A 13,635-nucleotide genomic window follows, 5' to 3' on the forward strand; every position below is an offset into this window, starting at 1 on the left:
ACTACGTAGAGCATCACGTAGCGCCGTAGGAATCCTCGTCCTTTCCGCCGTAAGGCGGCAGCCGAAGGCTGAGGACGAGGAGGATGTCAAGCCATTGATCAGGTCCAGCACGGTGTCGGCCACTTCGCTGCCGCGATGCGGGCTGCCGATGGTGGTGACCGAGGCCACGTCCTGCGGCGACATCGCCGCCAGCATGCGCGAGGTCGGCCCGCCCTGGCTGTGGCCGATCAGGTTGACCTTGTCGGCGCCGCTTTCCAGCTTGACCGCGTGCACATAGGCCTGCAGCGCCAGCGCGCGCTCTTCATCGCTGTTGAACGACGGCACCGTGGCCACATAGACTTGCGCGCCGTTGGCCCGCAGCACCTCGGGGATGCCATACCAGTAGTCGAGCGCACCACCCATCTTGGCCGCGCCGGTCAATCCGTGGACCAGCACGATCGGGTAGCGCGTCTTCGCATAGTCGCCGCTCGCGGCCAGCGCGGGTGCTGGCTGCGCCAGCATGGCCGCCACGGCCAGCGCGGCTGTGCCTGCCAGCCTGTGCCAGGCCTTGCCGGCCTTCTGCTCGCGTAGCGCGGGCGTGCGTTGTCCGCACGCGTGGTGTCCGCAGTGCTCCATCTTGTCTCCTCGGTGGTGGGTCTTTTTATGTTGGAAGCAGTAAAGACGGGCCGACGCGAGGAGACAATCAAAACATTAGCGGATTCCTTCTAAACGGCCAATACAGCCGCGGGCTGCAAGGGCATACGGGTGCTGGAAAGCAGCTGTTCGTAAATGTAGCACTGCAGCAGCGTCAGCTCGCGCTCGGCCAGCACGTCGAAGGCCACGCCGAAGGCCGGGAAGTCGGCATCGTCGCTGGCCGCGCCGGGGGGCGCGAGGCGGACCCAGCCGTCGATGGTGACCTCGCTGTCCAGCGACGCCGTGCGCATCTTGAAGCGCAGCCGTACGCGGCTGCCCGGCGCCGGCGCAGGCGCGGTGGTCTGCACCAGCGCGCCACCGGTGCTGAGGTCGGACAGCAGCGCCAGCCGCGCCGTGCCGGTGTCGATGCCGTCGTCATCGCCGGGCTCGGTCAGGTAGGCCGCCAGCCGGGTAGGCACGCGCGCGGCCTTGCGTACCGGCGTTGCGTGCTTCTGCACCGGCGCCGACAGCACCAGGTAGCGAAACGGGCTGCGGCACACGGCGGTGATGGTCGAGGTGAAGCTGTGGATGGCCTGTCCGGAGAAGCCGCGCAGCAGCACGGAATCGCCCGCCTGCAGCGGCAGGTCGCGCCCGCCGAGCTGCGGCCAGGTGACAAACAGGCCCTGCTCGATAAAACCGATCAGGCGGCTGGCGGCCGGGCGCGCGGCCTCGCCCTCATGCTTGACATGCAGCAGCGTGCCGACCTGCAGGCCAAGCGGCCCGGTGGTCGGACGCAGTTCGTCATCGGCATCGTCGTGACCATCTTCGCGGCAGACCACGCCATGGTGGAACACCAGCGCCAGGTCGCGTTCATCGGGAATGACACTGCCGCTGCCGAGCACCAGGTTGCCCTCGCCATCGAGCAATGACCAGGGCAGCGGGTATCCGACGGGAAGATCGTTAGGTGTGAGCTGGATCATGGCTGTTCGCAGTAGGCCCCGGCATTGGACGCCACGGGGCATGGCAAGCCCTGGGCGGAGCTGACGCGCAGGATCCGCCACCTGTATCAGGTTTCTATCGGCGCCGGCGCGGCGAAATTAAGCCCTCGGCGATTGACTAAGGCCGCATGTGTAGCATTCGCTCCCTACGGAAACCTTGACGCGCCGCAAAGTTAGGCCGAAAATCCGCAAAAGCTGTCTGACAGCCTGACATATCAAACCATGACCATCCTGCCTCGCCCGGCCTCCCTCGCCAGCCGTATCGCCCAGACCCTGCACGACGATATCCTCGCCGGCCGCTATGGCGCGGGCGCGCGCCTGCCGGCCGAGGCCAGCCTGGCCGACACCTTCGGCGTGAGCCGGCCGATCGTGCGCGAGGCCATCGCCCAGTTGAAGGCCGATGGCGTGCTGGTGACGCGCAAGGGCTCGGGCGCTTATGTGTCGGAGACGCCGGGCGGCCAGGCCTGGCGCGTGGCCAGCGCGCCCGACGGCGGCCCGACGCTGGCGCAGCTGTTCGAACTGCGCCGGGTGGTGGAAACCGCCTGCGCCGAAATGGCCGCGCAGCGGCGCACGGATGCCGATATCGATGCCATCCGCGGCGCACTGGCGGCGATGCAGGCACAGGCCGACGGCCAGGGCGACATGGCCAGCGCGGCGGCGGCCGACATGGCCTTCCACCATGCCATTGCGGAAGCCGCGCACAACCCCTGCTTTACCGGCCTGACCGATTTCGTCAGCCAGCAGATGCTGGCCGCGCGCCAGCGCGCCTGGGAGAACACCTCGCGGCTGAGCGTGACGACCGGCGCGCCGCGCGCCGCCGACCAGGAACATGCGGCGCTGGCCGAAGCCATTGCCGCCGGCGACGCCGCGGCCGCCCGCAACGCCGCGCAACAGCACCTTGCGGCCGCCGCCGCGCGCCTCGACCTGACGGCCTGAGTCCCGAACACACAGACATTGAAGCGAGGAACAACCATGGAAACAGTGGATTGCGTCGTCATCGGCGCCGGCGTGGTGGGACTGGCGGTGGCGCGCGCACTCGCGCTGCAGGGCCGCGAAGTAATCATCCTGGAAGCCGAGAACGCCTTCGGCACCATCACCAGCGCGCGCAACAGCGAGGTCATCCACGCCGGCATCTACTACCCGGCCGGCTCGCTCAAGGCGCAGCTGTGCGTGCGCGGCAAGGCCATGCTGTACAACTACTGCGCCAGCCACCACGTGGCGCACCAGCGCTGCGGCAAGCTGATCGTGGCCACCAGCGCGGCCCAGGTGGCCACGCTCGAAGGCATCCGCGCCAAGGCGGCGGCCAACGGCGTGGACGACCTGCGCCTCGTCAGCCGCGCCGAGGCGCAGGCGCTTGAGCCGCAACTGCAGTGCCATGCCGCGCTGCTGTCACCGTCGACCGGGATTGTCGACAGCCATGGCCTGATGACCGCACTGCTGGGCGACGCGGAAAACGCCGGCGCGATGCTGGCGGTGCAGTCGCCGGTGCTGGGCGGCGCGGTGACGCCGGACGGCATCCGGCTGGAGATCGGCAACGAGGATGGCAGCGTCACCACGCTGCTGGCGCGCACGGTGGTGAACTCGGCCGGGCTGACCGCGCCGGAACTGGCGCGCCGCATCGACGGCATGCCCGAGGCCCATATCCCGCCGCAGTACTACGCCAAGGGCTGCTATTTCACGCTGGCCGGACGCGCGCCGTTCTCACGGCTGATCTACCCGGTGCCCGAGGCGGCTGGGCTGGGCGTGCACCTGACCATCGACCTGGGCGGGCAGGCGCGCTTCGGCCCCAATGTGCGCTGGATCGACGAGATCGAATACGGCGTGGACCCAGCCGACGCCGACGGCTTCTATGACGAGGTGCGGCGCTACTGGCCCGGACTGGCCGACGGCGCGCTGCAACCCGGCTATGCCGGCATCCGCCCCAAGATCAGCGGCCCGCATGAGGCGGCGGCAGACTTCCGCATCGACGGCCCCGCCGTGCACGGCGTGCCGGGGCTGGTTCACCTGTTCGGCATCGAGTCGCCGGGGCTGACCTCGTCGCTGGCGATCGCCGAGCGGGTCTGCGCAGCGCTGGCCTGAGCGGCGCCATCGCCTTCCGCGCGAAAGCTCATCACCGCACAGAGCGCGCCGGCCGCCGCGGCAATGGCGGCCAGCCCGAACGTATGCTCGGGCGCCAGCGCGTTCCAGGTCCAGCCCATCGCCAGCCCGCCCAGCGTGCCGCCGACGCCGTAGGAAATGCCCGTGTACAGCGCCTGCCCGCGCCCCTGCAGCGGCCCGGCAAACCAGGCCTGCAACCGCTTCAGGCTGGCGCTGTGGTGCGCGGCAAAGGTGGCCGCGTGCAGCACCTGCACCAGCGCCATGAGCCAGGCAAACTGGGCAAAGTAGCCGGTCAGGCCGAAGCGCAGCGCCGCCAGCACAAAGGTGCCGGCCAGGATGGTGCGCAGCGAATAGCGCGCGAACAGCAGGCCCTGGTAGTAGAAGAAAACGATCTCGGCGACCACGCCGATGGTCCACATCACGCCAATGGCGAACTTGCTGTAGCCCAGCTGTGCCAGCCACAGCGAATAAAACACATAGAGCGCGGCGTGCGCGAACATCATCAGGAAGGCTGACGCCAGGAACCAGGCCACGTCCGGGCGGCGCAGCAGCGGCAAGGCGCGCGGCGGCGCAGTGTGCGGACCGTCGGCGGCGGCGTCGCGCATGGTCAGCACCACCCCGGCCAGGATCGCCAGCAGCGTGCTGGCCACCCACGGGAAGGCGCGCATGCCGACCGCTTCGAACAAGGCCCCGCCGGCCAGTACCGCGCCGATAAAACCGACCGAGCCGAACATGCGGATGCGGCCGTAGCTATGGTCGAAGGCGCCGTAGCGGCGCAGCGTGGAGATGGTCAGGGCATCGCCCAGCGGCGACATCGCGCTGGTCAACAGGCTCAGCGTCAGCATCATCGCCATCATGCCGCCGTAGCTGCCGACACCCGGCAGCATCAGGAAAGCCAACAACGAGGTGAACGCGCTCACGCGCAGGATGCGCACGCGCGTGTGCATCACGTCGGACAGCCAGCCCCACAGGTAGGGCCCGACGATGCGGCTGACCTGGAAGCTCGCCATCAGCACGCCGATCTGCACCGGGTTGAAGCCGCGGTCGGCGAAATACAGGCTGACGTACGGCGAAATCAGGCCGACGTAGCCGTAGTAGCCAAGGTAGAAGAGCCCGAAACGGGCGTAGTCGGGGCGGCCGGCGCCGGTGGCGCCGCCGCCCGCGAAAGGCGTGGCCAACGCGAGGTCAGATCAAGGCGTCTGGCCGGCCTGCGCGGGAATGCGCGGCGTATCGACCTTGACGTCGCCGCACTGGGCGCGGTGGCGCAGGGCGTGGTCGATCAGCACCAGCGCCAGCATGGCCTCGGCGATCGGCGTGGCGCGGATGCCCACGCACGGGTCGTGGCGGCCGAAGGTCTCGACGGTGGCGGCATTGCCGGCCTTGTCGATCGATTCGCGCGGGGTGCGGATGGAAGACGTCGGCTTGATCGCCAGCGACACCGTGACGTCCTGGCCGGTGGAGATACCGCCCAGCACGCCGCCGGAATTGTTGGTGCGGAAGCCCTCGGCGGTCAGCTCGTCGCCATGGACGCTGCCGCGCTGGGCCACGCTGTCGAAGCCGGCGCCGATCTCCACGCCCTTGACCGCGTTGATGCCCATCATGGCGTGGGCAATGTCGGCGTCGAGCCTGTCGAACAGCGGCTCGCCCAGGCCCACCGGCACGTTGCTGGCCACCACCTCGATGCGTGCGCCGACGGAGTCGCCGTCGCGGCGCAGCGCGTCCATATAGGTTTCCAGTTCAGGGATGACGTCGGCATTGGCCGCGAAGAACGGGTTCTGCGGCACATGCGACCAGTCCGTGAACGGCACGGCGATTTCGCCCAGCTGCGACATGTAGCCCCGGATCTCGGTGCCGTACTTTTCGCGCAGCCACTTCTTGGCCACCGCCCCGGCCGCCACCACCGGCGCGGTCAGGCGCGCCGACGAGCGGCCGCCGCCGCGATGGTCGCGGATGCCGTACTTCTGCCAGTAGGTGTAGTCGGCATGGCCCGGGCGGAAGGTCTCGACGATATTGCCGTAGTCCTTGCTGCGCTGGTCGGTATTGCGGATCAGCAGGCAGATCGGGGTGCCAGTGGTCTTGCCCTCGAACACGCCGGACAGGATCTCGACCTGATCGGCTTCCTGGCGCTGCGTGACGTGGCGCGAGGTGCCGGGCCGGCGGCGGTCCAGGTCGCCCTGGATGTCGGCCTCGGTCAGCGCCATGCCCGGCGGGCAGCCGTCCACCACCGCGCCGATGGCGGGCCCGTGCGATTCGCCGAAGGTGGTAACAGTGAAAAGCAGGCCAAGGGTGTTGCCGGACATGATGGAAACCGCACAGGAATTGGGGAAGGTTTCCATTGTAAGGCCAATGGCGGGCCTCGGGCGGCCCGACAGGCTCAGGCGGCGGCGCTTGCCAGCACCAGTTCGGGGTAGAACTCGGCGCGCATCCGCTCCATATAGGCCACCAGGTTGGCATGCCCCTCGGCCGCGGTGCGGATCGGAGTGTCGAATACGGGGCACAGCAGGCTGCCGGCAAAGGCAAACAGCGTGGCGTCGGCCCCGCATGGCGCGTTGCCCATCAGGTAGGGCTTGTCGCCCAGGATGTCGGCAATCGAGGTCACGCCCTTGCTGGCCAGCGCCACCAGGTCTTCTTCGCTGTGCCGGCCCAGGCCCTGCCCCCACAGCGTCTTGCGCACCTTGTAGCGCACCAGCCGCTCGGCCAGGCCGCGCACCGGCGCCGGCACGCCGCGGAAGAACTGGGCCGGCCCCTTGTCGAAGTTGGCCTGGTCCAGCCAGCGCACCCGCGCCACCGCCCAGTACAGGTGGTCTTCCATCAGCTTCTCGGCGGCCCAGGCGATGCCGCGCTCGGCCGCGCTCAGGCCGGCGTCGAAGTCGATGTGGTAGGTCTTCTCGATATGCCAGCGGATCATGGTGGAATCCGCCACGATCCGGCCCATGTCGTCCAGGTAGGGCAGCTTGCCCTTGGGCGCGCGCCGCAGGCTGCCGCGGCGCGCCTGGTAAGGCAGGCCGGCCAGCTTGAGCAGCATCTCGGCCTTGGTGACGAAGGGGCTGGCGTCGGGCAGCCCGAAGGCGGCGCCAAAGGTATAGAGCGTGATCATTGTGGATTCGGGTTCCGCACAACGGATTTAGCGCCAGTCGCCGCGCAGGGCCTGCACCATCTGCTGCAGCCCCTCCGGGGTGGCGGCCTCGGGCGGCACGGGCTCGCCCACCACCAGCTCCAGCCGGTTCAGGATGCCGCGCCGGAACGGCCGCGACATCGCCGGTGCCCCCTTGCGCGAGAAGAAGCTGCCCCACAGCCCGCGCAGCGCCATCGGCACCACCGGCACCGGCGTGCGCCGGATGATCTGCTGCACGCCCTGCTTGAACGGGTTGATCTCGCCGGTGGCGGTGATCTTGCCTTCGGGGAAGATGCAGACCAGATCCCCCTCGTCCAGCGCCTGCGCCACGCTGTCATAGGCACGCTTGAGCATGTCCGGATTCTCGTGCGCCGGCGCGATCGGGATCGCCCGGGCCTGGCGGAAGAACCACGACAGCAGCGGCACCCTGAAGATGTTGTGGTCCATCAGGAAGCGCACCGGGCGCGGGCTGCAGGCCATCAGCACCACCGCGTCGGCAAAGCTGACGTGGTTGCAGACCAGCACGGCCGGGCCGTCGGCGGGAATGCGCTCGGCGTTGACGCGGCGCAGCCGGTAGAGGGTATGGACCAGGATCCACGCGATAAAGCGCAGCAGGAATTCCGGCACCAGCGAGTAGATGTAGACCGCCACCACCGCATTGAGCAGCCCCACCACCAGGAACAGCTGCGGGATGCTGTAGCCCGCCCGCGTCATCGCCACGCCCAGCAGCGAAGCGGCAATCATGAAGAAGCTGTTCAGGATGTTGTTGGCGGCGATGATGCGGGCGCGGTGCGTGGGTGCGCTGCGGCTCTGGATCAGCGCGTACAGCGGCACGCTGTAGAACCCGCCGAACATGGCCAGCAAGAACAGGTCCACCAGCACGCGCCAGTGGCGCGGCTCGGCCAGGAAGCCGCCGATGCCGCTCAGCGCCACGGGTGCCTGCCCCTGGCTGGCAAAGTACAGGTCGACTGCGAACACTGTCATGCCGATCGAGCCGAACGGCACCAGGCCGATCTCGACATGGCGCCCGGACAAGCGCTCGCACAGCAGTGAACCGGTGCCGATGCCCAGCGAGAACACCGCCAGCAGCAGCGTCACCACGTTCTGGTCGCCGCCCAGCACATCCTTGGCATAGCTGAAGAACGAGGTCAGGAAGGTGGCGCCCAGGAACCACAACCACGAAATGCCGAGCAGGCTCAGGAATACCGTGCGGTTGCCGCGCGCCAGCACCAGGTTGCGCCAGGTCTCGGAGAACGGGTTCCAGTTGATGCGCAGGTCCGGCTGCGGCGCCGGCGAGACCGGGATGCGGCCCGACACCAGCCGCCCCGCCACCGCGATCACCACGCACACCGCGCCCACGTACATCGGCCCCACGATCGTGCCGCCCTGCTGAAGCCCGGCCAGTTCGCCGCCGATCAGCGTCCCGATCAGGATCGCGACAAAGGTGCCCATCTCCACCATCCCGTTGCCGCCGACCAGCTCGCTTTCATCCAGGTGCTGCGGCAGGTAGGCAAACTTGACCGGGCCGAATAGCGTGGAATGCAGCCCCATCAGGAAGGTGCCGGCGTACAGCAGCGGCGCGCTGTGCCAGGCAAAGCCGGCCAGGCCCAGCACCATGATGGCGATTTCCAGCGACTTGACCAGCCGGATCAGGCGCGACTTCTCCAGCTTGTCGGCGATCTGCCCGCTGGTGGCCGAAAACAGCACGAACGGCGCGATAAAGATGGCCGAGATCAGAAAGGCCGCGCTGCGCGCGTCCACGCCCTCGAACAGTGCCGTGTGGTAAGTCACCAGCGAGGTGAAGGCGACCTTGAAGACGTTGTCGTTCATCGCCCCAAGGAACTGGGTCCAGAAGAACGGGGCGAAGCGGCGCAGGCCGAGCAGTCGGAACTGGCTGTGTTGGCTCATGGATGGGCCGGTCGGTCAGGGGACCGCCGCCGAAATGGGAACGCCGGCTAGTGTGCCGGAGCCGGGGTTCGGCCGCCACCCCGCCACGGCCCCGTGGCGCCAACCGAGGGTATTTCCGAAGGAAGCTTCAGCCCGGGCGGCCCGGCGCAATTACTCGGCGCGCTCTTCCGGCCAGTCGCGGATATAGGCCTTGAGCATCTTGTTCTCGAAGCTCTGGTCCTCGACTACGGCCTTGGCGACGTCGTAGAAGGAAATCACGCCCATCAGCGTGCGGTTGTCGAGCACCGGCAGGTAGCGGGTGTGACGTTCCAGCATCATGCGGCGGACCTCGTTGACGTCGGTCTCCATGGTGCAGGTCAGCGGCGCATCGTCCATCACCTTGCGGATGCTGGTGCTGCCGACGTTGCCATTATTTCGGGCCAGCGTCTCGATGATCTCGCGGAAGGTCAGCATGCCGACCAGGTCGCCGTATTCCATCACCACCAGCGAGCCGATATCGTGCTCGGCCATGGTGTGGACGGCTACCAGCAAGGAGGTGTCAGGCGTCACGGTATAGAGCGTATTGCCCTTGATCTGGAGGATGTCGCTGACTTTCATGTTGGTCTCCGCTGCCTGCGCTCAAACTGAGGGCATCGCTCCGGCCGGGGGCACAGGGGGCGATACCGGTCACATTGTTATCTGTCTATGGGTGTGCGGGCGCACTCTGCATCGTAGCGCCCCGTTGGCCGATCCTAGCCCAAACCCGCCGTCAAAGTAAAGCGGGAGGCCGGTTTGCGGGCGTCGGCGGGCGCACGGTGCTACGATGCTGGCCGGAGACAACTCAAGGCCGACCGACCATGTCCGGAACCCGATTCGACACGCTTGCGCTGCACGCCGGCGCCGCGCCAGACCCCGCCACCGGGGCCCGCGCCACCCCTATCCACCTGACCACGTCCTTCGTGTTCCGCGACAGCGAGCACGCCGCGTCGCTGTTCAACATGGAGCGCGCGGGGCACGTCTACTCTCGTATTTCCAACCCCACCGTGGCCGTGCTCGAAGAGCGCATCGCCGCGCTGGAGAACGGCGCCGGCGCCATCGCCACGGCCTCGGGCCAGGCCGCGCTGCACCTGGCGGTGGCCACTCTGATGGGCGCGGGCTCGCACGTGGTGGCCTCGTCGGCACTGTATGGCGGCTCGCACAACTTGCTGCACTACACTCTGCGCCGCTTCGGCATCGAGACCACCTTTGTCAAGGCGCGCGACATCGACGCCTGGCGCGCGGCGATCCGGCCCAATACCCGGCTGCTGTTCGGCGAGACCCTGGGCAACCCGGGACTGGACGTGCTGGACATCCCGACGCTGGCGCAACTGGGCCAGGACAACGGCATCCCGTTGCTGGTGGATTCCACCTTCACCACGCCCTACCTGCTGCGCCCGTTCGACCACGGCGCCGGCCTGCTCTACCATTCGGCCACCAAGTTCCTGGGCGGCCACGGCACCACCATCGGCGGCGTGCTGGTCGAAGGCGGCACCTTCGACTTCGAGGCCTCCGGGCGCTTCCCGGAGCTGTCCGAGCCGTACGAGGGCTTCCACAACATGGTGTTCACCGAGGAAAGCACGGTGGCGCCCTTCCTGCTGCGCGCGCGCCGCGAGGGCCTGCGCGACTTCGGTGCCTGCATGAACCCGATGGCCGCCTGGCAGCTGCTGCAGGGCGTGGAGACGCTGCCGCTGCGCATGAGCCGGCATGTCGACAACACTCGCAAGGTGGTGCAGTTCCTGGTCTCGCACCCGATGGTGGAATCGGTGTCCTACCCGGAACTGGAATCGCACCCTGACTACGAACTGGCCAAGCGCCTGCTGCCGCGCGGCTGCGGCGCGGTGTTCAGCTTCAACCTGAAGGGCAACCGCGTGGCCGGCCAGCGCTTTATCGAGAGCATGTCGCTGTTCTCGCACCTGGCCAACGTGGGCGACGCACGCTCGCTGGTGATCCACCCGGCTTCGACCACGCACTTCCGCATGGACGCGGCGGCGCTGCAGTCGGCCGGCATCACCGAGGGCACGATCCGGCTGTCGATCGGGCTGGAAGACCCGGATGACCTGATCGACGATCTCAAGCGCGGCCTGAAGGCGGCCGAAAAGGCCATGAGCGGCAAGGGAGGGCAAGCCTGATGGAACTGACCATTGCAGGCCAGCCGGCCTACGCCTATACCGGCGGCAAACCCTTCGATCCCGCCCTGCCCTGTGCCGTGTTTGTCCACGGCGCGCAGAACGACCACAGCGTGTGGGCCCTGCAGACGCGCTGGTTTGCCAACCACGGCTTCTCGGTGCTGGCGGTGGACCTGCCGGGCCACAACCGCAGCAAGGGCGCGCCGCTGGCCACCGTCGAGGCCATGGCCGACTGGGTCATGGCGCTGGTGGCGGCCGCCGGCGTGAAGGCGCCGGCCTTCGTGTTCGGCCACAGCATGGGCTCGCTGATCGCGCTGGAATGCGCGGCGCGGCATGCGCAGGCCGTGCGCGGCATCGGCCTGCTGGCCACGGCTTACCCGATGAAGGTCTCGGACGCGCTGCTGGACGCTTCGCTCAACCGCGAGGGCGAGGCCATCGCCATGGTCAACACCTGGTCGCATTCGAGCCTGGCCAACAAGCCGTCTTCGCCCGGGCCGGGCGCGTGGATGCACGGCGGCAGCCAGCGGCTGATGGAGCGCGTGTCGCGCAACAACCCGCAGGCCCATGTGTTCCACAATGACTTCTCGGCCTGCAATGCCTACGCCCATGGCGAAGAGGCCGCGGCCGCGGTCGCCTGCCCCGCGCTCTTCATCACCGGCACCAAGGACATGATGACGTCGCCCAAGGCGGCCCAGGCGCTGGCCGGCAAGATGGCCAAGGCGAACCTGGTCACGGTCCCGTGCGGCCACGCGCTGATGGGCGAACGCCCGGATGAAGTGCTGGACGCGCTGGCGGCGTTTGCGCGCAAGGTGGTCGCGGCCGGCTAAGCCTGGCCGCAGATGGCTGGCCGGCCACGCCGGCGGCCAGCCTCCCGGCACCTCTGCGCAGAAGGTCTACACTGCACAAAACAAGACCTGCCGGAGACAGCCATGGCCCACGCCCGCGCGCGCGAGTTCGAAAACTTCGCGGCCTTTTATCCCTACTACCTGGCCGAACACCAGAACCGTACCTGCCGGCGGCTGCATTTTGCCGGGTCGACGGTGGCGCTGCTGTGTCTGGTGGCGCTGGTGGTTACCGGCAATGCGTGGTGGCTGCTGGCCGCTGTGCTGGCAGGTTACGCCTTTGCCTGGGTCGGGCACTTTGGTTTCGAGAAGAACCGGCCGGCGACGTTCCGGCATCCGCTTTACAGCCTGATGGGAGACTGGGTGATGTATGCCGATATCTGGCGGGGCAAGATTCCGTTCTAGGCAACTTCACTGTCGCCGGGCTGGCCCGGGCCTTACACCTGCCCATGCCAGCCCGGCGGCACCACTTCCAGCGTGCGCCGCTGCAGATGGCTCCCCCCATCTCCTTCAGTCGGCGGCAGATCGGCCGGCTGCTGCCGGAACACCGCCTCCAGCGTCTGGTCCAGCTGCGGATTGTCCAGAATCGACTTGAGCGCATCGGCGCCGCGAAGCTGCTGCGCAAGCGCCGTGCGCGGCAGCCGCGGCAGGTTCAGCACCAACCGGTCATGCAACGTCCGCAGCGTCACCTGCGACGGATCGCACAGCAGCGCCCAGTGGGCCTGGCCACGCTCCTGCTGCAGGCGTCCAATCAGGTGCAAGGCCTTGAGCTTGCCCAGCAGGCCCGACAGGTAATCGGCCTCAACCCGCAGCTTACGGCCCAGGTCCAGTTCGCCGACGCTGCGCGGCACTTCGTCGCGCGCGCGGTAGAGCAGCAGCAGCACGCCCAGCGCGTCGAAGAACTCGCTGCCGGCAAAGGTGCGGCGGCGCCAGTAGCCCTGCCGGATCACCGGCAGGTTGGCGGCGATGGTCGCACCCAGCAGCGTCACCAGCCAGCTCAGGTAGATCCAGAGCAGGAAGATGGGCAGCGCCGCGAAGGTGCCGTAGACCGCCGTGTAAGTCGGGATATGCGTGATGAAATAGCCGAAGCCGCGCTTGGCAAACTCGAACGCGATCGCCGCCACCAGGCCCGCCACGATGGCATCGCGCCATTCGACATAGGCATTGGGCACCGCCGTGTACAGGAAGGCAAAGGCCAGCGCCGACAGCAGCACCGGCGTTGCGCCCACCAGCAGCCCCAGCCCCACCGGCATGGTGCCGACATAGCCCGCCGAGACCGAGATCAGGTAAGAGCTGATCGACAGGCTCGCGCCGATCAGCACCGGCCCGAAGGTCAGCACCGCCCAGAACACCAGCACCCGCTGCGCCAGCGGGCGGCGCTGCTTGACGCGCCAGATCGCATTGAGCGCATCTTCCACGGTCAGCATGGTCAGCACCGAGGTGACCATCAGTCCGCCCAGGCCCATTGCGGTCAGCCCGCGCGCGCTCTTGGCGAACATGCCGAGGTAGCGCTGGATCGATTCACTGACGTTGCCGGGGATCAGGTTCTGGAACAGGAACGACTCGATGGCGTTGCGGAAGTCGCGGAACACCGGGAACGCGGCCAGCAGCGCGAACGCCACCGTCAGCACCGGCACCACGGCCAGCACGGTGGTGAAGGTCAGGCTGGCCGAGACCTGCGGCAGCCGGTCTTCGCCGGCGCGGCGCAGTGCATAGCGCGCCAGGGCGCGTACCTTCTGCAGGTTCCATTCCCGGCGCAGGCGGGCAACGCGGGGTCCAATCATGCGCAAACGACCTCCTGGATCTGGTTCTGACGGATAAACAGGCGGCCCGCGGCACCGGGGGCGCGAAGCCGATGGGAGATGGCGCGGGGGGCGCATCTATAATACGCGCATTGCTTCCGGCATCCTTCGCGCAAC

13 protein-coding genes are annotated in these 13,635 nt (G+C 68.1%); 5 read left to right on the forward strand and 8 right to left on the reverse strand.

All coding sequences use genetic code 11. The annotated features are described in order from the left end of the window. On the reverse strand, positions 1-615 hold a 615-nt coding region (locus AC3WL8_RS36370; RefSeq protein ID WP_492379904.1), incomplete at its 3' end, for an esterase/lipase family protein. An 89-nt stretch (positions 616-704) separates the two neighbouring features. Beyond that, positions 705-1,592, reverse strand: coding sequence for a flagellar brake protein (locus AC3WL8_RS36375; protein ID WP_041227847.1), 888 nt, complete (start codon positions 1,590-1,592; stop codon positions 705-707). A 240-nt stretch (positions 1,593-1,832) separates the two neighbouring features. Here AC3WL8_RS36375 and AC3WL8_RS36380 point away from each other — a divergent pair, with 240 nt between their 5' ends. Together AC3WL8_RS36380 and AC3WL8_RS36385 are read left to right on the forward strand one after the other, a co-directional pair. Next, the gene (locus AC3WL8_RS36380; protein WP_013956305.1) at positions 1,833-2,546 is read left to right on the forward strand and encodes a FadR/GntR family transcriptional regulator; all 714 of its coding nucleotides are present in this window, start codon (positions 1,833-1,835) and stop codon (positions 2,544-2,546) included. Positions 2,547-2,582: 36 nt separating this feature from the next. Beyond that, the gene (locus tag AC3WL8_RS36385) at positions 2,583-3,689 is read left to right on the forward strand and encodes an NAD(P)/FAD-dependent oxidoreductase (protein ID WP_013956304.1); all 1,107 of its coding nucleotides are present in this window, start codon (positions 2,583-2,585) and stop codon (positions 3,687-3,689) included. On the opposite strand, the gene AC3WL8_RS36390 is transcribed toward AC3WL8_RS36385, so the two are convergent. From AC3WL8_RS36390 to AC3WL8_RS36410, 5 genes are all read right to left on the reverse strand, one after another. Beyond that, positions 3,611-4,885: an MFS transporter gene (locus AC3WL8_RS36390; RefSeq protein WP_153956396.1), complete on the reverse strand. Its 1,275-nt coding sequence runs from the start codon at positions 4,883-4,885 to the stop codon at positions 3,611-3,613. The two genes, AC3WL8_RS36385 and AC3WL8_RS36390, sit on opposite strands and share 79 nt — an antisense overlap. Positions 4,886-4,897: 12 nt before the next feature. After that, positions 4,898-6,007: a chorismate synthase gene (aroC, locus tag AC3WL8_RS36395; RefSeq protein ID WP_041227845.1), complete on the reverse strand. Its 1,110-nt coding sequence runs from the start codon at positions 6,005-6,007 to the stop codon at positions 4,898-4,900. Positions 6,008-6,081: 74 nt separating this feature from the next. Continuing rightward, complete coding sequence (locus AC3WL8_RS36400) at positions 6,082-6,804, reverse strand: glutathione S-transferase C-terminal domain-containing protein (protein WP_211980958.1); 723 nt, start codon at positions 6,802-6,804, stop codon at positions 6,082-6,084. Between the two features lie 27 nt (positions 6,805-6,831). Then, positions 6,832-8,730, reverse strand: coding sequence for an MFS transporter (locus tag AC3WL8_RS36405; protein WP_013956300.1), 1,899 nt, complete (start codon positions 8,728-8,730; stop codon positions 6,832-6,834). A 150-nt stretch (positions 8,731-8,880) separates the two neighbouring features. After that, positions 8,881-9,327 (reverse strand): CBS domain-containing protein, encoded by a 447-nt coding sequence (locus AC3WL8_RS36410; protein WP_013956299.1) that lies wholly within the window; start codon positions 9,325-9,327, stop codon positions 8,881-8,883. 239 nt (positions 9,328-9,566) lie between these two features. Between AC3WL8_RS36410 and AC3WL8_RS36415 the strand changes: the two genes are divergently transcribed. The 3 genes from AC3WL8_RS36415 to AC3WL8_RS36425 all read left to right on the forward strand — a co-directional run bounded on the left by AC3WL8_RS36415 (position 9,567) and on the right by AC3WL8_RS36425 (position 12,121). After that, positions 9,567-10,877 (forward strand): O-acetylhomoserine aminocarboxypropyltransferase, encoded by a 1,311-nt coding sequence (locus tag AC3WL8_RS36415; protein ID WP_013956298.1) that lies wholly within the window; start codon positions 9,567-9,569, stop codon positions 10,875-10,877. Next, a complete protein-coding gene (locus AC3WL8_RS36420) occupies positions 10,877-11,701 on the forward strand; it encodes an alpha/beta fold hydrolase (protein WP_153956397.1) in 825 nt (274 codons plus the stop codon). The genes AC3WL8_RS36415 and AC3WL8_RS36420 overlap by 1 nt, the downstream gene beginning before the upstream one ends. Before the next feature lie 102 nt (positions 11,702-11,803). After that, the gene (locus AC3WL8_RS36425; protein ID WP_013956296.1) at positions 11,804-12,121 is read left to right on the forward strand and encodes an Mpo1-like protein; all 318 of its coding nucleotides are present in this window, start codon (positions 11,804-11,806) and stop codon (positions 12,119-12,121) included. 32 nt (positions 12,122-12,153) lie between these two features. On the opposite strand, the gene AC3WL8_RS36430 is transcribed toward AC3WL8_RS36425, so the two are convergent. Continuing rightward, positions 12,154-13,500, reverse strand: coding sequence for a YihY family inner membrane protein (locus tag AC3WL8_RS36430; protein WP_013956295.1), 1,347 nt, complete (start codon positions 13,498-13,500; stop codon positions 12,154-12,156). Positions 13,501-13,635: the final 135 nt, after the last annotated feature.

Source organism: Cupriavidus sp. FW305-F7 (genome assembly GCF_058782875.1).